Below are 23,403 nucleotides of genomic sequence, written 5' to 3' on the forward strand. Positions count from 1 at the left end.
GCCCGCGGCAGCGGGCATCACGCTCCCTGCGCGAGCGCCTTCACCTGTTCGGCCGACATCGCACCGCGATAGATGCGGAATTCGTCGATCAGGCCGTTGAAGAACGGATCGCCCGGATACTGCGAACGTCCGATCCAGTTCTGCGCGGTTTTCCCGATGCGCCACGGCGCGAAGATCACGTCGTTCGCCGAACCGATCGCATTGCCGTTCAGATAGAGCGTCGCGGTGTCGGCCGCCAGCGTGACGGCGACGTGCGCCCATTGCCCCGCCGGCAGTGCCGCGTTGCCGTCGATCGTGCACTCGCCATGTCCGCCGTTTGTCGTGATCGCGAAGCGCATCGTGCCGCCGAGGCTCTTCGGCGTGACGAACAGATAGCGGCCGGTGCCCGAACCGAAATCGAAGAGGCGCGCCCACGTCTGGCCGCCGCGCCAGTTGACCCACGCCGCGATCGTGAAATCCGACACGTCCGCGACGATGTCGTTCGGCAACGCGACGTAGCCTGTCGAGCCGTCGAGCGCCACCGCATTGCCCGTTTTGCCGGCCCCGCGCGATGCGCTGCCGACGAGCGTGCCCGCATGACCGTTGCCGCTCGCATCCGCCGCACTCGTGCCGCTTGTCTCGTCGAACGTCAGCAGCGTATGCAGTTGCAGTGCTGTCGATGCGGCCACTTCCGCCGAATTCGCGGATTCGCCCGATGCGGTGCGCGCGCTGATCGCGTAGTACCAGGTGCCCGCGGCCGGGTGGTCGGTATACGTCAACGGATCGACGATGCCGGTCGCGATGGTCGTATACGGACCGCCCGCGGTGGCGGCACGCTTCACGTCGTAGCTGACCGCGTTCGCGATGCCCCACCACGACAGCACGACCTTCCCTGCGGCCGGCCACGCGGTCAGCCCGCTCGGTGCGGTTGCGGGCGCAACGGGATCGCGCGTGCAGGTCAGCGTGCCGTAGCCGAGCTGGTCGTAGCCGCCGCTCGTTTCGCCGTAGTTGCCGCCGCCGCCTTCGGGCTGGATCGCGCGCGCGAACTTCTGAGACCACGGTGCGGCGAGTCCCCTGCGGTTCACGTAATGGTTGTAGACGAGCGCCCAGCACGGACGAATCACGCCCTGGCTGCCGGTCGAGAATTGCGCTTGCGTGACGTCGACGTTGGCATAGCGCGCGTACGGCACCGTCGGAAATGTGCCGTCCGGCTGCACGAGATTCGCTTTTGCAACGTATTCGGCGCCCGCGAGGAAGCGGTTGTTGTCGTGGCCGTACAGGTCGATGCCCTGGTTCCACGCCATTTCGCAGATCGCGCCGGCGAGCGCGATGCCGAGCGTGTTGTGCCCCTGGTCGCGGCCCGATTCCTGCCATTGGCCCAGGTGGCCGGGATGCAGGTAATAGACGGCCTGCGCGATCGCGCCGTTGCCGGCGCCGTCGATGAAATAGTTGACGGCTTCGTCGAACTTCGCGTGGTCGTCGCACAGCACGCCGATCGCCATGATCGACGCGATGTTGCACAGATCCCAGTTCGCCCAGTAGTGCGTGATGTCCGTGTTGTTGTGGCGGTTCAGGAAGTCGGCGTTGATCGGGTAGAACTTGTCGGCCATCATCGCGCGGAACGCGGCGAAGTCGGCCGCGGCCCAGCCGGTATACGTGCGCATGATTTCGCCGGCGTTCGCGAATTCGTACCCGTAGAGGCCGGCGGCCAGGTCGACGTTCGAATCGCCGGCGAGGTTCTGCAGCGTCGACGACCATTCGTTCATGATCTGCACGGCCTTGTCCGCATACGCTTTGTCGCCCGACACCTTCCAGCGCAGCGCGCACGCATAGGCGGCCGCGATGTCCCTGTACAGCACCGGATAGTTTTGCGCGCCGGTGCCGCCGCGCGTGACGACGGCTTGCGGCCGCGGCGACCACGTCAGCTGCGCATGGCTGTTTGCGATCAGCGTGTTCCAGCCGTCGCGCCACGGCGATGCGGCGGTCGCGACCTTCTGCGCGATCCGGTCGAAATCGGCTTGCGTGTGCAGCAGCCCCGGATGGACGAAAGCCGTGCGGGTCGTGACGGCGGCCGTGCCCGTCGCCACGCGCGCGAGCGCACGGTTGCCGGCCGCCGCTGCCGTGGTCGTGACGCCGCGGACGTTCTCACTTGCGCCGGAGCCGTTGCATGCCGACAGCGCGAGCGCACCGACGCTGTAAAGGAAGGTGCGCCGGGAAACGCGCGCGTTCGATTCAAGCAGGAGAGGGGTGTCGTGCATGTCGCGTGGGTTCCTTGACGAGTCTCACAGGAGGCAGGCGATGTCGTGCGGCGAAATCGGTCATCGCATGACGACGCGGATTGTAACGGAACGGAGGGCGCTGAGGACCACGAATTTGCGGCGACGCGCCAAATTTTCAGATAGCAGATTGTCGCTCGGCGGTTGATTAACATGCTAAGAATGCGGAAAAAAATGGCGATTGATACGTTTGCGAGATATGATCGTCGCCGGCACGCGGGCGGCAGACTTTTCAGGTGTGCAGAGCGATAGATTCCCACTATTTCATACAGTCGTCATACGACGGATGACGTGGGGCGCGTTTTATGTCGCACTCGCGGTGCGCATGCCGCGGCAAGCCCAATGCCGGTGAAGCCACGAACGACAAGAATCGGAGATCGACACGATGACGAGCAGCGTCCCACGTTTGAACGAACGGTTTGAACGACGCGCGGCGTGGGTCGTGTCGCGCTCGACGCTGGCTTGCGCGGGGGTGACGGCAATGCGGGCACGCGGTGAACGATCTCGCGCTCGCAGGTGTTTTTTCTAAAGACCGCGCAACGTCGCGCCGATATCATTCAGGCGCTCAAAAACGACGCAATCGAACGATGCGCACCGACTCGTGCGCGACAGGCCCGCACCGCCGGCCGGCCCGCAACGAAGCACGACCGGGCGCGCGGCACCCGGGCAACAAGACGGAGACACTAGCTAAACGATGGGAACGGCAACAGGTTCGGTGCGACGCGCAATCGCGATCGCGGCCGGGGGAACGTTGTGCGCGGCGGCCGCGGGCGGCGCGCACGCGCAGGCATCGAGCGCGGCGGCATCTCCGTCGGCCGATGCGGCGGCGATGCTGCCGAAGATCGATGTGACGGGCGAGGCCGGCCGCGCGTCGCTCGGGCTCGTCGGGTTGCGTACCGCCACCGCGACGAGGACCGACACGCCGGTCGCCGAGATCCCGCAGACGACCAACGTCGTCACAGCACAGCAGATCGAGATGACCGGCGCGACCGACCTGAACCAGGCGCTGCGCTACGTGCCGGGTTTCGCGACGTTCGGGTCCGATACGCGAACCGACTGGTATGCGGCGCTGCGCGGCTTCACGCCGACGCTGTATGTCGACGGCGTGGCGGCGCCGAACACGGCGGTCATCGCGAACTGGCGCGTCGATCCTTACACGATCGACTCGATCGCCGTGCTGCGCGGGCCGACGTCGGTGCTGTACGGCGCGGGCGAGCCGGGCGCGATCGTCGATGCACATACGAAACTTGCCGACGGCGAGCGCGTGCGCGAAGCCGGCGTGCAGATCGGCAACGATGCGCGCAAGCAGACCATGCTCGACATCGGCGACAAACTGGATCCGGACGGCCGATATGCGTACCGCTTCGTCGGCGTCGCGCGCGACGGCAATGCGGTGACCGGCCCGAAGGCCGACCGGCGCGTCGCGGTGGCGCCGTCGTTCCGCTGGCGGCCGACGGCCGACACGTCGCTGACGGTGTCCGCTTCGTTCCTGCAGGATCACGGCGATATTTCGTCGAACTTCCTCCCGGCGTCGGGCACGGTCTTGCCGAATCGGAACGGGCGTCTGTCGCAGGACATCTACATGGGCGACCCCACGTTCAACGACTACCGGAAGAAACAATGGTCGCTCGGCTATGCGCTCGAGCATCGCGTGAACCCGATCTGGACGCTGCAGCAGGACGTGCGCTGGTCGCGCCTGTCGCTCGACGACGCGACGGTGTTCGGCAACGGCTTCATGCCCGGCAGCACGACGAACATGATGCGGTTCGCGGGCCTGTTCCAGTTGAACTACAGCCGGCTCGACATCGACAACCGCGCGCAGGCGCGCTTCGCCACCGGCCCGCTCGAGCACACGCTTTTGCTCGGCCTGCAGTTCGACCGGCAGACGACGACCAACAGCGTGTGGCTCGCGCTCGCGCCGTCGCTCAACCTGTACCACCCCGTCTATCGTCCGGTGACGACCGCGATCTTTTCCGGCCGCACGTCGCTCGGGCACGTCGATCAGTACACGGCGATGAATTCGCTCGGCGCGTATGTGCAGGACCAGATTCGCTGGAACCGCTGGACGCTGACGCTCGGCGGCCGCGAAGATCGCGTGAACGCGCGCTTCGACGACCGCGCGGCCCGCATCGGCACGCAGCAGGACGTCAGTGCGTTTTCAGGTCGCGTCGGGCTCACCTATCAGGGCGATGCGGGATTGTCGCCTTACGTGAGCTACTCGACGTCGTTCGATCCGGTGATCGGCGTGCGGATGTACGGCGGCGGCCTGCCGAAACCGACGCGCGGCAAGCAGACCGAAGCCGGGCTGCGCTGGCAGCCGGCCGGCCGGAACCTGATGCTCACCGCGGCCGTTTATCGGATCGACCAGACCAACGTCGTGACGCCGACGCCGACGAATCTCGACCCCACCGGCACGTCGTCCGTGCAGACCGGCAAGGTGCGCTCGCGCGGTATCGAACTGAGCGCGGTCGGGAACGTGACGCGCGAGCTGTCGATCGTCGCGTCGTACGTCTATCAGGACGTCAAGAACGTGCAGGCGAACGATGCATCGCTGAACAATTGGCCGGTGTCCGTGCCGCTGCCGCGGCAGATGGCGTCGCTGTGGACGGACTGGACCTGGCACACCGGCGCGCTGTCGGGCCTCGGCGTCGGCGCCGGCATGCGCTACCAGAGTGCGTCGGCCGGTGCGCCCGACAATTCGCTGACGGTGCCGAGCGCCACGCTGTACGATCTCGCGATGCACTACGAGCTGCGTCACTGGCGATTCGCGCTGAATGTCGCGAATGTGTTCGACCGCCGCTACGTCGGCGGCTGCCAGTCTTACGCGGTGTGCGTGTTCGGCAACGAGCGCACGGTGCTGGCCAGCGCGAAATACAACTGGTAGCCGTACCCGTCATGCCGGGCGCGACTACGCGTCGCGCTGCGGTTCCCGCGCGGCATCACGCCCGGCCGCATCGCGCTGTCGCCGCCATTCGGTCGGCGTGATGCCGAACCGTTCGCGAAACGCGGTGGCGAAATTCGCCGGCGTCGAAAAGCCGATCTCCTTCGCGATGCTCGCAATGCTGAGCGACGTCGTATCGAGCAGGTCCTGCGCGATGCGCAGGCGCTCGTGCCGCAGATATTCGAACACCGTCTGGCCCAGGTTGTCGCGAAACGCGCGCGACAGCCGCTTCTCGTGCGTGCCGACTGCGCGCGCGAGCTGCTCGACCGTCGGCGGATCGTTCAGCGTGCGCGACAGATGCCGAATGGCCGCGCGCACGATGATGTCGTCGTCCTTGCCTGTGGCAAACGGATCGTGCACGGCGGGCGCATCGATCGGCAACGGCCGTTTCGTCCGCGCGAGCTGCACGCGGATTCGCGCGACGACTTCGGCCGGTTCGAACGGCTTCACCACATAATCGACGCCGCCGATTTCGAGTCCTTCGACGCGCTCGTGCAAATCGCCGGCCACCGTCAGGAAAATGACAGGGATCGCGCTCGTCAGCGGATCGGCCGCCAGCCGCCGGCACGCGGTGAAACCGTCCATGCGCGGCATCCGGACATCCATCAGGATCAGATCGGGCGCGAGTGCCTGCGCGCGCTCGCACGCCTGCACGCCGTCGAATGCGATGCTGATCCGGCATCCGGTGCCGCGCAGGATATCGATCAGCAAACGGAGCTGGTCGGGCTGATCGTCGACGATCAGGATATGGGCATTATTCAATGCGGCGGTCGATGGAGACATCGTGTACCTGTTCAGGAAAGGCTGCGGGCAGCGTTCCTGCGCGCGGTCGATTCCGGGTCGGGAAAATCGTCGGAAGCCGCGACATGGCTTCGCGAACACGCACGGTACGCTCGCATCGATAAACGGACTTCGCCGGACTGCACGGCAGGCAGTCGGTCGGCGCATTACTCGGCGTTGTTTCTTTTGATCGCTGAGCCGATAAAGGGGCGGAAGATTGCCGCTGCCGGAATCGATGCGAGCGGAATTGTAGGGGGATATCTCGATTCTCGCTAGAGTGCCTATCTCTATTATCGGGATGCGCGTCGGGACTAACATTCAATCCCTTGTCGATATTTTGCATTTTTTTGCGAGATTGCTTTTAATGGCGCGGCGCTCCAGCAAAGTATCCATCCTTCCGGGAAAACATTTTTATTAAGCGCGGCAATACGAAATCGTTTGCGAGTTCGGTGTTTTTAACATAAGCCTTTGAAAACATTGAATTTTGCAATCTATGAAGAATGCCGCCTTCTCTAATCCCGGGGTCCGTCTCATAATTCGTCCGAACTTTGGATGACGGATGGATTCGACGGGTTGGACCTCCGGCATACCGCGGCAGGCATTGACGTGAACGAAAAGCCGTTCACGTGCAGCAGATGAAATAAAAGAAACGGGGTTGGTCGCGCCACGCGCGGCATTCAATTCGGAATGTCAATGACAACAGGTTGACTCGCGAGAGTCGGCGGGACGCGCTCGTCCATGACAGTCATTTTGTATTCCTGATGGTTTTTATCGAATGAACGGAACGGGCCGTCGACCGAGCGACGCGCCCGGGCAGCGTATCGCGCATTGAGTTCGAAGTTGAAGTCGAAGCTGTGAATAAAAGTAAGTAGTCCAAATCCAAACGAAAGACACGAAACGGAGCAAAAAAATGCAGAGGAACCAGATTTCGGCGCTCGTCGCCGCCATGTTCGCAAGCGCAGGCGTGCTGGTCGCGGGGGCCGCACACGCGGACAACTTCGTCGATCGCGGCAACCCGGACAACGCACTGAACGGGCAGTGCATCGACGGTACGAACCCGTTGTGTGTCGCGACGAAGAGTGGGACGTTCGTCGCGACGAGCAGCACGAACTTCACGTCTGGTACGAATGCGAAGGCCGGCTCCAGCGGCATTGCGATCGGCGACCAGTCGAACGCAGGCAGCCAGGGCGGCTCCGGCAGTGGCGGCGGCATTGCGATCGGCGTCGGCGCGCAGGCACTGGCGAACTCGGCCACGGCGATCGGCACGGTGGCCGTCGCGCAGGGCAATACGGCGCTCGCGGTGGGCCGTCAGTCCGCCGCGATCGGCGATTACTCGATGGCGCTCGGCAACGTCGCCGATGCGCACGGCACGAGTTCGATCGCACTCGGTCACTCGGCGCTGGCGAGCGGCGATCGCTCGATCGCGATCGGCGGCGCGAATCCGACCACGAGCGACGGCGTGTCGAACGGCGCATCCTACGATGCCGCAACGCAAACCCGTGCGGGCGGCACGCAATCCGTCGCGATCGGCGCCGGCGCGCAGACGAACGACAACAACCAGGTCGCGATCGGCTCGGGCAGCGTCGGTGCGAACAACGGCGGCACGCCGGTATTCGGCGGCACGGCCGCGCCGGTCGGCGGCGCCGTCTCGTTCGGTTCGCTCGGCCACGAACGCCAGATCAAGAATGTCGCGGCGGGCGCGGCCGACACGGACGCCGTGAACGTCGAGCAGCTGAAGAACGTGAACAGCACGCTCAGCACCGGCATCGCAAACGTCGACGCCCGCGTGACCTCCGTCGGCAATACGCTGTCGACGTCGATCGCGAACGTCGACCAGCGCGTGTCCAACGTCGGCAACAGCCTCAGCACGAGCATCGTGACGGCGACACAGAACGTCGTCAAATACACCGACGATTCGCACGCCGCGATCGCGCTAGACGGCAGCAACGGCACGACGATCAACGGTGTCGCCGCCGGTGTCGCCGATACGGACGCGGTCAACGTCGGCCAGCTGAAGGGCAGCGTTGCACCGTTGCAGACCTCGCTGTCGACGGCCGCCGCGAACATCACGAACCTGCAGAACAACGTGACGGGCCTCAACGCATCGCTGAGCACGGCCGCATCGAACATCGGCGGCCTGCAGGCAGCCGATGCGCGCAACGTGAAGTACGACGGCGCGAGCGGCTTCGACTCGGTCACGTTCGCCGGCCCGAACGGCACGACGCTGCACAATGTCGCGGACGGCAAGGATGCGCACGATGCCGTGAACGCCGGCCAACTGGGTAGCGGCCTCGCATCGCTCAGCACGAGCGTGACCAGCAGCGTGAGCACGACGATCGGCAACCTGAGCACGTCGATCACGAGCCAGATCGGCAACGCGACGAAGAACGCGGTGCAGTACGACGACGATGCGCATGGCGGCGTCACGCTCGGCGGCCAGGGCGCGCCGGCACCGGTCGCCCTGCACAACGTCGCGGACGGCGTGAGCGCGAACGACGCGGTGAACGTCGGCCAGCTCGGCAAGGCGACCGATACGCTGAACCAGTCGATCGCCAACGTCGGCAACAGCGTGACGAAGCTCGGCGACCAAGTGACGACGAACACCGGCAACATCGCCGCGCTGCAGCAGGATGCGCTCCAATGGAACCCGAGCCTCGGCACTTACGATGCGAGCCACGGCGGCAACAGCCCGCAACGCATCGGCAACCTCGCGGCCGGCCAGAATGGCACCGACGCGGTCAACGTCGACCAGCTGAACGCGGCGATTCACGACGGCACGAGCCAGCTCGACGCGCTCGCCGTGAAGTACGACGATGCGAGCAAGCATCAGGTTTCGCTCGGCGCGGGCAACGGCGGGATTCCCGTGCGCGTGACCAACGTCGCCGAAGGCAACGTGTCGGCCGGCAGCACGGACGCCGTGAACGGCGCGCAGCTGCGCCGCGCGATCGACGGCACGGCAGCCGCGCTCGGCGGCGGGGCGACGGCGAATACGGATGGCTCGATCACGGCGCCCGCGTACAAGATCGGCGGCGATTCGTTCAACAATGTCGGCGACGCGCTGACGAACCTCGATGGCCGTGTCGGCAGCAACACGACGACGCTCGCGAATCACGAGACGCGCATCGGCAACGCCGAAACGAACATCGCCGTCAATACGACCGCGATCGCCGGGCTGCAGAAGGACGCGCTGCAGTTCGACCCGACGCTCGGCGCATACAACGCCGCCCGTGGCGGCGCGCCGACGAAGCTGACCAGCGTCGCCGACGGCAATGTTGCGGCCGGCAGCACGGACGCGGTGAACGGCGGGCAGTTGTACGGCGTGAAGTCCGATCTCGAGCAGCAGATCACGCAGGTGTCGAACCAGACGGGCGAGGCCGTGAAGAACGTCGTCAAGTACGACGTCGATGGCAACGGCAACCGGCTGAACTCGGTATCGCTGATCGGCGGCAACCCGAACGCGGCGGTCGTGTTGAAGAACGTCGCGGCCGGCACCGACGATACGGACGCGGTGAACGTGAAGCAGCTGAAGTCGGTGCAGTCGAACCTCGACCAGCTCGGCGCGCTCGCGGTGCAGTACGACGACAGCTCGAAGGGCTCGATCACGCTCGGCGGGGCGGGTGGCACGCGCATCACCAACGTGAAGGCCGGCACGCTCAGCGCGACCAGCACGGACGCGGTGAACGGCTCGCAGCTCTACGCGACGAACCAGCAGGTGTCGAAGAACACGACCGATATCGCGAACCTGCAGGACAACGTGACCAACATCGCGAACGGCAAGGCCGGGCTCGTGCAGCAGCAGGACCCGAAAGGCGCGATCACGGTCGGCAAGGACTCGGGCGGCACCAGCGTGAACTTCTCCGGCACGGCGGGCGACCGCGTGCTGACCGGTGTCGCGGCCGGCGTGAACGCCAACGACGCGGTCAACATGGCCCAGTTCAACGACGCGCTGAAGACGGCGGCGGTCAACGACCAGATCCGTGCGGCCGCAACCGATGCGAACACGACGTGGATCGCGCGTGCCGATGCCGGTTCGATCGGCTCGACGGCGACGGCAACCGGCAAGAACGCGGTGGCGGTCGGCCAGGGCTCAGTGGCGGATCGCGACAATTCGTTCTCGGTCGGCGCGAAGGGCAACGAACGGCAAGTCACGAACGTCGCGGCCGGCACGGCGCCGACCGACGCGGTGAACGTGCAGCAGCTGAACGACAACCTCAATGCCGCGTCGACGCAGGCGAAGGGCTACACCGACCAGCGCATCGGGCAGGTGTACAACTCGTTCAACGACCTGAAGAAGGACATGTACGGCGGCGTGGCGTCGGCGATGGCGGTGGCCGGTTTGCCGCAGCCGACGGGGGCCGGGCGCTCGATGGTGTCGGCGGCGACGTCGAACTATCACGGGCAGCAAGGCTTCGCGGCAGGCTATTCGTACGTGACGGAGAACAACCGCTGGGTCGTCAAGGCGTCGGTGACGGGCAATGCGCGCTCCGACTTCGGCGCGGTGGTGGGCGCAGGCTATCAGTTCTGATGCGGCGCGAAGGACGTTGAACGGCGGTAGTTGGGCACGCTGACGATGCCCGACACCGCAGGCAACGTCGACGACTGAAGGGCCCCGGGCGAGCGATCGCGACCCCGGGGCGTCGTCATTTGCCGGGATCGAATGCGCGCCGGTCGAAGGCCACCGGCTGCATGCCGCCGGCACCCCACGCCTGCGCCGGGCGCGCGACGTGAAGCGTGTCGAGCAACTGCCCCATCCCGGCGAACACGCGGTACGCGCTCGCCACTTCCGCGTACTGGCCGCTGATGTAATCGATGCGCGCGCTGTAATACTCGTTCTCCGCGTTGAGCAGGTCGAGCAGCGAACGTTGACCGATGCCGAACTGCAACAGGTACGCTTCGCGCGTCGACGCGCTGGAATCGACGTACTGCTTGAGCACGACCAACCGGTCGCGCGCGGTGACGTACGCGTTGTAGGCGTGCGATTCGCCTTCCGCGATCTCCAGGCGCGTGCGGTTGCGGTCTTCCTCGGCCTCCCGGATCTGCGCATGCGCTTCGCCGATATGCGCCTTGTCGGCGCCGCCCTGAAACAGGTTGTAGCGCAAACGCAGCATCACGCGGCGGTCGTTCGTCGGACCGAGCACGCCGTCACGGTCATGGCTCGCGCTCAGCTCCAGATCGATGCGCGGCCAGAGTGCGGCCTTCGCCGCGTCATAGTGCGCATTCGCCTGCGCGACGTCCGCCTCGGCGGCCGCGAGGGACGGGTGGTTCGCCAGCGCGGTATCCAGCGCGAATCGTTCCGTCGGCGGCAGCGTGGCTTCCGGCGCGACCGGCTTGACGAGCACGTTCGGCGGCGCGCCCACCAGCCGCGCGTAGGCCACTTCGGCGTCTTTCAGGTTGCTTTGCTCTGATCGTAAGTTGTCCTGCGCGAGCGCCAGCCGGCTTTCCGCCTGGTAAAGGTCGGCGCGCCGGCCGACGCCGCGGTCGCTGCGCAGCTTGATCTGATCGTGGATCCGGCGGTGGGACTCCAGGTTGTCGGTGGCGGCGGCGACCGTTTCCTGGCGGCGCAGGACTTCCAGATACGCGCCCACCACGCGCAGCGCCACGTCCTCCGAGGTTGATGCGACGCGATTCGCGGACGAGTCGATGCGTGCCCGTTGCCGCGCCACTTCGCTCCTGACCGCGAAACCGTCGAACAGCATTTGCGACAACGTCACGCTGGCCGTCCGGTGCGTGAACGTCGTGCGGTTCAGGCCGAGCAGACGCGTTTCGACGTCGTCGCGCTGCTCCTTGCCGATCGCCGCGTCGATATCCACGCGGGGCAAGTAGCCGGCTCGCGCCTGCTTCAGGCCTTGATCCGCCGCTTCCCGGTTGTATGTCGTGGCAAGGACTTCGGGGTTGGTCCGGATCGCCTGCTCGACCGCTTCCTGCAGGCTTTGCGCGGCGGCGGGCGCGGGGGTGCCCGCGAGCGCTGACGCGAATGCGAGCACGGCAAGCAGAGGGCAGTTCCTGTTCATCGACTGGTTCCTGTCGCCCGATGGCGGTTTGCAGCCAGCCTTGGGCACGATCAAACGTTGCGCGATGCCGGCGATCATGCGGCCGGCCATCGCGACAGATGCATCAAACACACTGCCGTGAACGACGATCCGGAGGAGCGTTTGTCCGTCGGACGTCGGTCACGGGGCATTCCGAGCGGCTCACACCTCCTGAATGTGCGGCAGCGGCGGCGGCACGTAAGTGATCACGGTGCCGCTGCCCTGATCGTGCGAGAGCTGGAAGCTGCCGCCCGCCAGATTGCCTTGAAGCGCGACCTGCGCGGTGTGGGCGCCGTCGCTCACCGTGAGCGTGCCGCCCGTTCCCGTGTCGTTGGCCGTGAAGCTCAGCGTCGTGTGATCGCCGAACAGCACGTCGGTTAGGTCGAGCGCGTCGCCGGCACCGAAGCCGCTGACCGTGCCGGTGAAACCGGCCGAATGGTCCAGCTTGAGCGTGCCCGCGGCGCCATCGGCGAACGTCGTGTTTTCCGCGGACGCGCCGCCGAACTCGAGCGTTGCGCCGCCGCTGATCGTCGCGCTGCCGGCACCCGTCACGTCGCCATGGATCGTCAGGTTGCCGTTGTTGGCCCACAGGTTGCCCGTGTTGTTCACCGCGCTTTCGATCACGAGGCCGCCGCTGCCCGTTGCCTCGAGCGTGCCGGCGTTGGCGACCGCGTGCGTGCCCGTGTCGATGACGAGCGCGTTGGCGCCGTCGGCGACGATCGTTCCTTCGTTGACGAGCGTCAGTTGGCCGGCGCCAAGCTGGCCGGCACCCGTGATCGTGTTGTCGACGTTCACGAGCGTGGCATCCGGCGTGCTGCCGAACACGACGTTGTGGGCGTCGTCGGACAGCGTTACGTGCCCACCACCTTCCAGCGTCGCGCTCTTCGGGAGGATTTCGAAGCGCGTGATGTCGCCGGTCGAGCCGAGTGCGATCGTGCCCGTGTTCTCCACGATCCCACCGATCGGCAGCATCGCGCCGTCGCTCACAGTCATGACGCCGGCGTTCTGCACGACCGGTTCCTGGTCGAACACGAAGTTGTTGCCGGTGAGGTCGGCCGAATGCACGCCCGTTACCGTGATGGTGGCGCCATCGCCCAGCGTGATCACCGCGTTGCCGTTCGCGTCGTCTGCCAGATGCGCCTGGACGTCGCTGAAGTTTGCGATGCCCGTGAAGCCCACGAGATCGATCTTGTCGGCGGCGAGGTCGAACGTGTGCAGCGTGTCGGCGCCGATCGGCTGCGAGAACACGAACAGGTCGTTGCCGGCCGATCCCGTCAGTTGGTCGTCGCCCGACCAGGCGAAGATCGGCGCGTTGGCTGCGTACGCTTCGACGTTGTCCGCGATCGTGGCGGCCGCGTGGGTGCCGTCCGCGGCCGTCCAGGTTTCGGTCACCGTAAGCACGGTCGCGCCGGTGAAGGAAGCGGCCGGCGTGATGGTGAGCGCGCCGAGGTCGTTCGTCGGCACGAGCCAGGTGCCGTGGCCGAGGTCGGTGCCGGCGTTCAGCGTCCAGCCGGACGGGATGCCGGCGATCGTCACCGCGAGGTCGGCCGCGTGGCCGGAGGGATCGGTGAGTGCCAGGTTGATCTCGGATCCGGCGACGCCGGCGGGTGCCGTCTGCGTCAACGAACGCGAGTTGCCCGCGGTGTCCCACTCGGTCACGGTGAGGGAGTCCTTGTTGAGATTCAGGCTCTGTTGCGTGTAGGTCCAGGTTCCGGCGGTTTGCTGCGTCGCGGTGTAATCGGCGTTGGTCGTGTTGTCGTGGATCAGGACTTTCCAGACATTGGACGTGTCGGTATTGGCCGTCAGCGTGTGCGTGCCTTGGTTGTATTGCCATGACAGTGTCGACGGCGCGGTGGTGTCGAGCGTGAAGCTTAAGCTCGTGGCGTTCGAGATATTGCCCGCGATGTCGACCTGGCGGACTTGAAGGTTGTTCACGCCTTCGGTCGCGCTGAAGCTCGAGTTCCAATGCGCGCCGTTGTCGACGCTGTATTGAACGGTGGCGCCGGTTTCGATGCCCGAGAGGTTCAGCGTGCCGACGTTGGTGATGTGGTCGGTGGCGCTGCTGCCGGAGTCGGTGGTCAATGCGACGCCGGGTGCCGCGGCCGACGTATCGAGCGTGAAGCTCAGCGATGTAGCCGACGATGTGTTGCCGGCCACGTCGATCTGGCGGACTTGGACGTTGTTTAACCCTTCGACGGCGCTGAAGCTCGTGTTCCAGTGCGCACCGTTATCGACGCTGTACTGAACGGTGGCGCCGGTTTCGATGCCCGAGAGGTTCAGCGTGCCGACGTTGGTGATGTGGTCGGTGGCGCTGGTGCCGGAGTCGGTGGTCAACGCAACAACGGGCGCAGCGGCTGAGGTATCGAGCGTGAAGCTGAACGACGTGGGCGAGGACGTGTTGCCCGCGATGTCGATCTCGCGGACCTGCACGTTGTTCACGCCCTGGACGGCGCTGAAGCTCGTGTTCCAGTGCGCGCCGTTATCGACGCTGTATTGAACCGTGGCGCCGGTTTCGGTGCCTGTGACGTTCAGCGTGCCGACACTGGTGATGTGGTCGGTGGCGCTGGTGCCGGAATCGGTGGTCAGCGCAACGCCGGGCGCAGCGGCCGACGTATCGAGCGTGAAGCTGAGCGACGTTGCCGACGACGTGTTGCCCGCGACATCGATCTGTCGAACCTGCACATTGTTCACGCCTTCGAGGGCACCGAAACTCGTACTCCAATGCGCACCGTTGTCGACGCTGTACTGAACGGTGGCGCCGGTCTCGATGCCTGAGAGGTTCAGCGTGCCGACGTTGGTGATGTGATCGGTGGCGCTGCTGCCGGAGTCGGCGGTCAGCGCGACACCGGGCGCAGCGACCGAGGTATCGAGCGTGAAGCTGAATGACGTGGCCGAGGACGTGTTGCCCGCGATGTCGATCTCGCGAACCTGCACGTTATTCACGCCTGCGACGGCACTGAAGCTCGTGTTCCAATGCGCGCCGTTGTCGATGCTGTACTGAACGGTGGCGCCGTTTTCGATGCCGGAGAGATTCAACGTACCGACATTGGTGATGTGATCGGTGGCGCTATTGCCCGAGTCGGTGGTCAGCGCAACGCTGGGCGGCGCGGCCGAGGTATCGAGCGTGAAGCTAAGCGATGTAGCTGACGATGTGTTGCCGGCCACGTCGATCTGGCGGACTTGAACGTTGTTCAACCCTTCGACGGCACTGAAGCTTGTGTTCCAGTGCACCCCGTTGTCGATGCTGTACTGAACGGTGGCGCCGGCTTCGGTGCCAGTGACGTTTAGCGTACCGACGTTGGTGATGTGGTCGGTGGCGCTGCTACCGGAGTCGCTCGTGAGCGCGATACCGGGCGCGGCAGCCGACGTATCGAGCGTAAAGCTGAGCGAGGTCGGGGTAGACGTGTTGCCCGAAACATCGATCTGCCGAACCTGCACGTTGTTCAGTCCTTCGACGGCGCTCAAGCTCGTGTTCCAATGGGCCCCGTTATCGACGCTGTACTGAACGGTGGCGCCCGTCTCGATGCCAGTGACGTTCAGCGTACCGACATTGGTGATGTGGTCGGTGGCATTGCTGCCGGAATCGGTCGTCAATGCAACGCCGGGCGCAGCAGCCGAGGTATCGAGCGTGAAGCTGAAAGAGGTCGGGGCGGACGTATTACCCGCGACATCGATCTGCCGAACTTGCACATTGTTCAGCCCTTCGACGGCGCTGAAACTCGTACTCCAATGTGACCCGTTATCGATACTGTACTGAACGGTTGCGCCGGTCTCGATGCCAGTGACGTTCAATGTACCGACATTGGAGATGTGGTCCGTGGCGCTGCTACCGGAATCACTCGTGAGCGCGACACCGGGCGCAGCAGCCGAGGTGTCGAGCGTGAAGCTGAGCGATGTGGGAGCCGATGTATTGCCTGCGATATCGGTCTGCCGAACCTGTACGTCATTCACACCTTCGACGGCGTTGAAGCTGGTGTTCCAGGTGTGGCCACCATCCGTCGAGTATTCGATCGTGGCGCCGGTTTCGACACCGGTGAGATTCAGCGTGCCGACGTTGGTGATGTGGTCGCTGACATTGCTGCCGGAATCGGTGGTCAGCGCGACACCCGGCGCAGCGGCCGAGGTGTCGAGCGTGAAGCTGAGAGATGTAGCTGACGATGTGTTGCCCGCGACATCGATCTGCCGAACCTGGACATTGTTCAGCCCTTCGACGGCGCTGAAACTCGTGTTCCAATGCGCGCCGTTGTCGACGCTGTACTGCACGGTGGCGCCGGTTTCGATGCCTGAGAGGTTCAGCGTGCCGACGTTGGTGACTTGATCGGTCGAGCTACTGCCGGAATCCGCGGTCAGGGCGACACCGGGCGCGGCAGCCGAGGTATCGAGCATGAAGCTGAACGAGCTCGGGTCCGACGTATTGCCTGCGACATCGGTCTGCCGAATTTGTACATTGTTCACGCCTTCGACGGCATTGAAACTGGTGTTCCAGGTATGACCGCCATCGATCGAGTATTCGACCGTGGCGCCGGTTTCAACACCGGTGAGATTCAACGTGCCAACATTGGTGATGTGATCGGTGGCGCTGCTACCGGAATCGCTCGTGAGCGCGACGCCGGGCGCGGCGGCCGAGGTATCGAGCGTGAAGTTGAACGAGGTCGGGGCCGACGTGTTGCCCGCGACATCGGTTTGCCGAATCCGTACGTCGTTCACGCCTTCGACCGCGTTGAAACTAGTGTTCCAGGTGTGGCCGCCATCGGTCGAGTATTCGACCGTGGCGCCCGCTTCGACACCGGTGAGATTCAGCGTGCCGACATTGGTGATGTGGTCGGTGACATTGCTGCCAGAATCGGTGGTCAATGCGACCCCGGGCGCGGCGGCCGAGGTGTCGAGTGTGAAGCTGAATGAAGTCGAATCAGATGTATTGCCTGCGACATCGGTCTGCCGGACCTGCACATCGTTCACGCCTTCGGCAGCGCTGAAGCTGGTGTTCCAGGTGTGACCACCATCGGTCGAGTATTCGACGCTGGCGCCCGTTTCAACAGCGGTCAGATTCAGCGTGCCGACATTGGTGATGTGATCGGTCGAGCCACTGCCGGAATCGGTGGTCAGCGCAATGCCGGGCGCGGCGGCCGAGGTGTCGAGCGTGAAGCTGAATGAAGTCGGGTCCGACGTATTGCCCGCGACATCGGTTTGCCGAACCTGCACATCGTTCACGCCTTCGACGGCATTGAAGCTGGTGTTCCAGGTATGACCGCCATCGGTCGAATATTCGACCGTGGCGCCTGTTTCGACACCGGTGAGATTCAACGTGCCGGCACTGGTGATGTGGTCGGTCGAGCTGCTACCAGAGTCAGTGGTCAGTGCGACACCGGGTGCGGCGGCCGACGTATCGAGCGTGAAGTTGAACGCCGTCGGATCCGACGTATTGCCTGCGATATCGGTCTGCCGGACCTGTACGTCATTCGCGCCTTCGACGGCGTTGAAGCTGGTGCTCCAGGTATGACCGCCATCGATCGAGTATTCGACGGTGGCGCCGGTTTCAACACCGGTGAGATTCAGCGTGCCGGCACTGGTAATGTGATCGGTAGCGCTGCTCCCGGAATCGCTCGCGAGTGCGACACCGGGCGCAGCGGCCGAGGTATCGAGCGTGAAGCTGAATGAAGTCGGGTCTGATGTATTGCCCGCAATATCGGTTTGCCGAACCTGTACGTCGTTCACGCCTTCGATGGCGTTGAAGCTGGTGTTCCAGGTGTGGCCGCCATCGGTCGAGTATTCGACGGTGGCGCCCGTTTCAACACCGGTGAGATTCAACGTACCGACATTGGTGATGTGGTCGGTGGCCCTGCTGCCGGAATCGGTAGTCAGTGCGACACCGGGCGCTGTGGCTGACGTATCGAGCGTGAAGCTGAACGATGTCGGGTCTGACGTGTTGCCCGCGACATCGGTCTGCCGCACCTGTACGTCGTTCACGCCTTCGACGGCGTTGAAGCTGGTGTTCCAGGTGTGGCCACCATCCGTCGAGTATTCGACAACTGCGCCAGTTTCCACACCAGACACGTTGAGTGTACCGACGTTGGTGATGTGATCGGTGGCGTTGCTGCCGGAATCGGTGGTCAACGCAACACCCGGTGCAGCGGCCGCGGTGTCGAGCGTGAAGCTGAACGCCGTCGGGTCCGACGTATTGCCTGCGACATCGGTCTGCCGGACCTGTACGTCGTTCACGCCTTCGATGGCGTTGAAGCTGGAGTTCCAGGTATGGCCGCCATCGGTCGAGTATTCGACGGTGGCGCCCGTTTCGACACCGGTCAGATTCAACGTGCCGACATTGGTGATGTGATCGGTCGAGCCACTGCCGGAATCGGTGGTCAGGGCGACGCCGGGCGCTGCGGCCGACGTATCGAGCGTGAAGCTGAACGCCGTCGGGTCCGACGTATTGCCCGCGACATCGGTTTGCCGAACCTGCACGTCGTTCACGCCTTCGACGGCATTGAAACTGGTGTTCCAGGTGTGGCCGCCGTCGATCGAGTATTCGACAACTGCGCCAGTCTCCACACCAGACACGTTGAGTGTACCGACATTGGTTATGTGGTCGGTGGCGTTGCTGCCGGAATCGGTGGTCAACGCAACACCCGGTGCAGCGGCCGAGGTATCGAGCGTGAAGCTGAGCGATGTGGCAGCTGACGTGTTGCCCGCGACATCGGTTTGCCGAACCTGCACGTCGTTCACGCCTTCGACGGCATTGAAACTGGTGTTCCAGGTGTGACCGCCATCGGTCGAATATTCGACGGTGGCGCCCGTTTCAATGCCGGTAAGATTCAGCGTGCCGACATTGGTGGTGTGATCGGTAGCGCTGCTCCCGGAATCGCTCGTGAGCGCGACACCGGGCGCGCCGGCCGAGGTATCGAGCGTGAAGCTGAACGAGGTCGGATCCGATGTGTTGCCCGCGACATCGGTTTGCCGAACCTGCACGTCGTTCACGCCTTCGACGGCATTGAAACTGGTGTTCCAGGTATGGCCGCCGTCGATCGAGTATTCGACAACTGCGCCAGTCTCCACACCAGACACGTTGAGTGTACCGACGTTGGTGACGTGGTCGGTAGCGTTGTTGCCGGAGTCGGCGGTCAGTGCAACGCCCGGTGCAGCAGCCGAGGTATCGAGCGTGAAGCTGAACGCCGTCGGGTCCGACGTATTGCCTGCGATATCGGTTTGACGGACCTGGACGTCATTCACGCCTTCGACGGCATTGAAACTGGTGTTCCAGGTATGACCGCCATCGATCGAGTATTCGACGGTGGCGCCCGTTTCAACACCCGTAAGATTCAACGTACCGACATTGGTGATGTGATCGGTGACATTGCTGCCGGAATCGGTGGTCAATGCGACACCGGGCGCGGCCGCCGACGTATCGAGCGTGAAGTTGAACGAAGTCGGGTCCGACGTGTTGCCTGCGACATCGGTTTGCCGAACCTGCACGTCGTTCACGCCTTCGATGGCGTTGAAGTTGGTGTTCCAGGTGTGGCCGCCATCCGTCGAGTATTCGACCGCGGCGCCCGTTTCAACACCCGTAAGATTCAACGTACCGACATTGGTGATGTGATCGGTGACATTGCTGCCGGAATCGGTGGTCAATGCGACGCCGGGCGCGGCGGCCGACGTATCGAGCGTGAAGTTGAACGAGGTCGGGGCGGACGTATTGCCCGCGACATCGGTTTGCCGAACCAGCACGTCGTTCATGCCTTCGACCGCGTTGAAACTAGTGTTCCAGGTGTGGCCGCCATCGGTCGAGTATTCGACCGCGGCGCCCGTTTCAACACCCGTAAGATTCAACGTACCGACGTTGGTGATGTGATCGGTCGAGCTACTGCCGGAATCGGCGGTCAATGCGACCCCGGGCGCGGCGGCCGAGGTGTCGAGTGTGAAGCTGAATGAAGTCGAATCAGATGTATTGCCTGCGACATCGGTCTGCCGGACCTGCACATCGTTCACGCCTTCGGCAGCGCTGAAGCTGGTGTTCCAGGTGTGACCACCATCGGTCGAGTATTCGACGCTGGCGCCCGTTTCAACAGCGGTCAGATTCAGCGTGCCGACATTGGTGATCTGATCGGTCGAGCCACTGCCGGAATCGGTGGTCAGCGCAACGCCGGGCGCGGCGGCCGAGGTGTCGAGCGTGAAGCTGAATGAAGTCGGGTCCGACGTATTGCCCGCGACATCGGTTTGCCGAACCTGCACATCGTTCACGCCTTCGACGGCATTGAAACTGGTGTTCCAGGTATGGCCGCCGTCGATCGAGTATTCGACAACTGCGCCGGTTTCCACACCGGAAACATTGAGTGTACCGACGTTGGTGATGTGGTCGGTCGAGCTGCTACCAGAGTCAGTGGTCAGTGCGACACCGGGCGCGGCGGCCGAGGTATCGAGCGTGAAGCTGAGCGATGTGGCAACTGACGTGTTGCCCGCGACATCGGTTTGCCGAACCTGCACGTCATTCACACCTTCGACGGCGTTGAAGCTGGTGTTCCAGGTATGGCCGCCATCGGTCGAATATTCGACGGTGGCGCCGGTTTCGACACCGGAGAGATTCAACGTACCGACATTGGTGATGTGATCGGTCGAGCCACTGCCGGAATCGGTGGTCAGGGCGACACCGGGTGCAGCGGCCGCGGTATCGAGCGTGAAGCTGAGCGATGTGGCAGCCGACGTGTTGCCCGCGATATCGGTTTGCCGAACCTGTACGTCATTCGCGCCTTCGACGGCATTGAAACTGGTGTTCCAGGTATGGCCACCATCGGTCGAGTATTCGATCGTGGCGCCCGTTTCGACACCGGTGAGATTCAGCGTGCCGACATTGGTGGTGTGATCGGTAGCGCTGCTCCCGGAATCGCTCGTGAGCGCGACACCGGGCGCGCCGGCCGAGGTATCGAGCGTGAAGCTGAACGAGGTCGGATCCGATGTGTTGCCTGCGATATCGGTTTGCCGGACCTGCACGTCGTTTACGCCTTCGACGGCATTGAAGCTGGTGTTCCAAGTGTGGCCGCCATCGGTCGAATATTCGACCGTGGCGCCCGTTTCGACACCGGTGAGATTCAGCGTGCCGACATTGGTGATGTGGTCGGTCGAGCTGCTACCAGAGTCAGTGGTCAGTGCGACACCGGGCGCGGCGGCCGCGGTATCGAGCGTGAAGCTGAACGAGGTCGGGGCCGACGTGTTGCCAGCGATATCGGTTTGCCTGACCTGTACATCGTTCACGCCTTCGACGGCGTTGAAGCTGGTGTTCCAGGTGTGTCCACCATCGGTCGAGTATTCGACGGTGGCACCCGTTTCAACACCGGTGAGATTCAGCGTTCCGACATTCGTGATGTGATCGGTCGAGTTGCTACCGGAATCGCTCGCGAGCGCGACACCCGGCGCAGCGGCCGAGGTGTCGAGCGTGAAACTGAACGACGTGGCCGACGAGGTATTGCCCGCGACATCGATCTGCCGGACCTGCACATTGTTCACGCCTTCGAGGGCACCGAAACTCGTACTCCAATGCGCACCGTTGTCGACGCTGTACTGAACGGTTGCGCCGGTTTCGATGCCAGTGACGTTCAGTGTACCGACATTGGAGATGTGGTCCGTGGCGCTGCTACCGGAATCACTCGTGAGCGCGACACCGGGCGCAGCAGCCGAGGTATCGAGCGTGAAGCTGAGCGATGTGGCAGCCGACGTGTTGCCCGCGACATCGGTTTGCCTAACCTGCACGTCGTTCACGCCTTCAACGGCATTGAAACTGGTGTTCCAAGTATGGCCACCATCGGTCGAATATTCGACGGTGGTGCCCGTTTCGACACCGGTGAGATTTAACGTACCGACGTTGGTGATGTGGTCAGTCCCGCTACTGCCCGAGTCGGTGGTCAGCGCAACACCCGGCGACGCGGCCGACGTATCGAGCGTGAAGCTGAACGATGTAGCTGACGATGTGTTGCCGGCCACGTCGATCTGGCGGACTTGAACGTTGTTCAACCCTTCGACGGCGCTGAAGCTTGTGTTCCAATGCCCACCGTTATCGACGCTGTATTGAACTGTGGCGCCGGTTTCGATGCCAGTGACGTTCAACGTACCGACATTGGTGACGTGATCCGTGGCGCTGCTACCGGAATCGCTCGTGAGCGCAACACCCGGCGCAGCAGCCGACGTATCCAGCGTGAAACTGAACGAGGTCGGGGCCGACGTATTGCCTGCGACATCGATCTGCCGAACCTGCACATTGTTCAGCCCTTCGACGGCGCTAAAGCTTGTACTCCAATGCGCCCCGTTATCGACGCTGTACTGCACTGTTGCGCCGGTTTCGATCCCCGAGAGATTCAACGTCCCGACATTGGTAACGTGATCTGCGGCATTGCCACCGGAGTCGGTACTCAACGCAACACCCGGCGCCCCAGCCGCCGTATCCAGCGTGAAACTGAACGAGGTCGGAGCCGACGCATTCCCCGCGACATCGACCTGCCGAACCTGCACATTGTTCACGCCTTCCACGGCACTGAAACTTGTACTCCAATGCGCGCCATTATCAACGCTGTACTGCACGGTAGCGCCCGTTTCGACCGCGGTAACATTCAAAGCCCCGACATTCGTAACATGATCCGCCCCGCTACTACCCGAATCAACCGCCAACGCCACCCCAGGCGCCATCCCCCCAGCCGTATCCAGCGTGAACGTGCACGAAGAAACAGCCGACGCATTGCCGATAACGTCGATCTGCCGCACCATCACGGTATTCGTTCCTTCGACGGCGCAGAAGCTGGTGTTCCAGTGCGCGCCGTTGTCGGTGCTGTATTGAACGGTCGCGCCGTGCGCCACCGCGCCGACCGACAGCGTACAGTCCGACGTGAGGTGGTCGGTCGCCGACATCCCCGTGTCGTGCGCCAGCACGACGACAGGCGCGGGCGGTGCAATGTCGACATAGGCGGTCGCCCAGCTCAGCGTACCGTTGCCCAGCCGGATCGCATACGTGAAGCTGTCCTGCGCGTAGCCGAGCGTATTGAAGCTGTTCGACAACCACGACGCGTCGAGATGGCTCGCGTCGTACCCGACCTTGCCGTCCGACGTGATCCAGATGTGCGCGCCGTGCGCACTGAAATCCGTGCTCACCGATTCGGCCCGGACCGTATCCTGCGTCAGCAACGCCGCCTGTTCGAGCGAGACGGTCGTTTCAGTGCCGGAGTCGAGCGAGTAGAGCGTCTTGGCCGCACCGCCGAGATCGTTCGCCATCACGTTCAGGTAGACGGTGGTGAGCGAGTTGTCTGTGAGCCCCGTCTGCGCCGACGTAAATACGTCGTTCGTTGCCTGCGGCGTATTGCTGATGGAAACCGCGGTCCCGTTTGAAGTCGTCGCCATGTCGTGCTCCTCGTCCTGTCATGAT

At 63.9% G+C, this 23,403-nt stretch carries 6 protein-coding genes; 2 read left to right on the top strand and 4 right to left on the bottom strand.

The annotated features are described in order from the left end of the window. Positions 1–17: 17 nt before the first annotated feature. Entirely contained in the window at positions 18–2,237 is a 2,220-nt protein-coding gene (locus BAMB_RS31700) for a LamG-like jellyroll fold domain-containing protein (RefSeq protein WP_011661237.1), read from the bottom strand. Positions 2,238–2,949: 712 nt separating this feature from the next. Between BAMB_RS31700 and BAMB_RS31705 the strand changes: the two genes are divergently transcribed. Further along, entirely contained in the window at positions 2,950–5,139 is a 2,190-nt protein-coding gene (locus BAMB_RS31705) for a TonB-dependent siderophore receptor (protein ID WP_011661238.1), read from the top strand. 24 nt (positions 5,140–5,163) lie between these two features. Here the strand turns inward: BAMB_RS31705 and BAMB_RS31710 are convergent, their stop codons facing one another. Continuing rightward, complete coding sequence (locus BAMB_RS31710) at positions 5,164–5,979, bottom strand: response regulator transcription factor (protein ID WP_011661239.1); 816 nt, start codon at positions 5,977–5,979, stop codon at positions 5,164–5,166. A gap of 907 nt (positions 5,980–6,886) precedes the next feature. Here BAMB_RS31710 and BAMB_RS31715 point away from each other — a divergent pair. Then, a complete protein-coding gene (locus BAMB_RS31715; protein ID WP_011661240.1) occupies positions 6,887–10,501 on the top strand; it encodes a YadA family autotransporter adhesin in 3,615 nt (1,204 codons plus the stop codon). 115 nt (positions 10,502–10,616) lie between these two features. Here the strand turns inward: BAMB_RS31715 and BAMB_RS31720 are convergent, their stop codons facing one another. Beyond that, positions 10,617–11,987, bottom strand: a complete 1,371-nt coding sequence (locus tag BAMB_RS31720; RefSeq protein ID WP_011661241.1) for a TolC family outer membrane protein — start codon at positions 11,985–11,987, stop codon at positions 10,617–10,619. A gap of 180 nt (positions 11,988–12,167) precedes the next feature. Next, a complete protein-coding gene (locus BAMB_RS31725) occupies positions 12,168–23,378 on the bottom strand; it encodes an Ig-like domain repeat protein (RefSeq protein WP_011661242.1) in 11,211 nt (3,736 codons plus the stop codon). Between the last annotated feature and the right edge of the window lie 25 nt (positions 23,379–23,403).

This window comes from Burkholderia ambifaria AMMD (genome assembly GCF_000203915.1).
Taxonomy (GTDB): domain Bacteria; phylum Pseudomonadota; class Gammaproteobacteria; order Burkholderiales; family Burkholderiaceae; genus Burkholderia; species Burkholderia ambifaria.

Excerpts from the sequence above, each read along its gene's own strand:
- BAMB_RS31725 (WP_011661242.1), bottom strand. The coding sequence starts at position 23,378 with ATGGCGACGACTTCAAACGGGACCGCGGTTTCCATCAGCAATACGCCG.
- BAMB_RS31700 (WP_011661237.1), bottom strand. The coding sequence starts at position 2,237 with ATGCACGACACCCCTCTCCTGCTTGAATCGAACGCGCGCGTTTCCCGG.
- BAMB_RS31710 (WP_011661239.1), bottom strand. The coding sequence starts at position 5,979 with ATGTCTCCATCGACCGCCGCATTGAATAATGCCCATATCCTGATCGTC.
- BAMB_RS31705 (WP_011661238.1), top strand. The coding sequence starts at position 2,950 with ATGGGAACGGCAACAGGTTCGGTGCGACGCGCAATCGCGATCGCGGCC.
- BAMB_RS31715 (WP_011661240.1), top strand. The coding sequence starts at position 6,887 with ATGCAGAGGAACCAGATTTCGGCGCTCGTCGCCGCCATGTTCGCAAGC.
- BAMB_RS31720 (WP_011661241.1), bottom strand. The coding sequence starts at position 11,987 with ATGAACAGGAACTGCCCTCTGCTTGCCGTGCTCGCATTCGCGTCAGCG.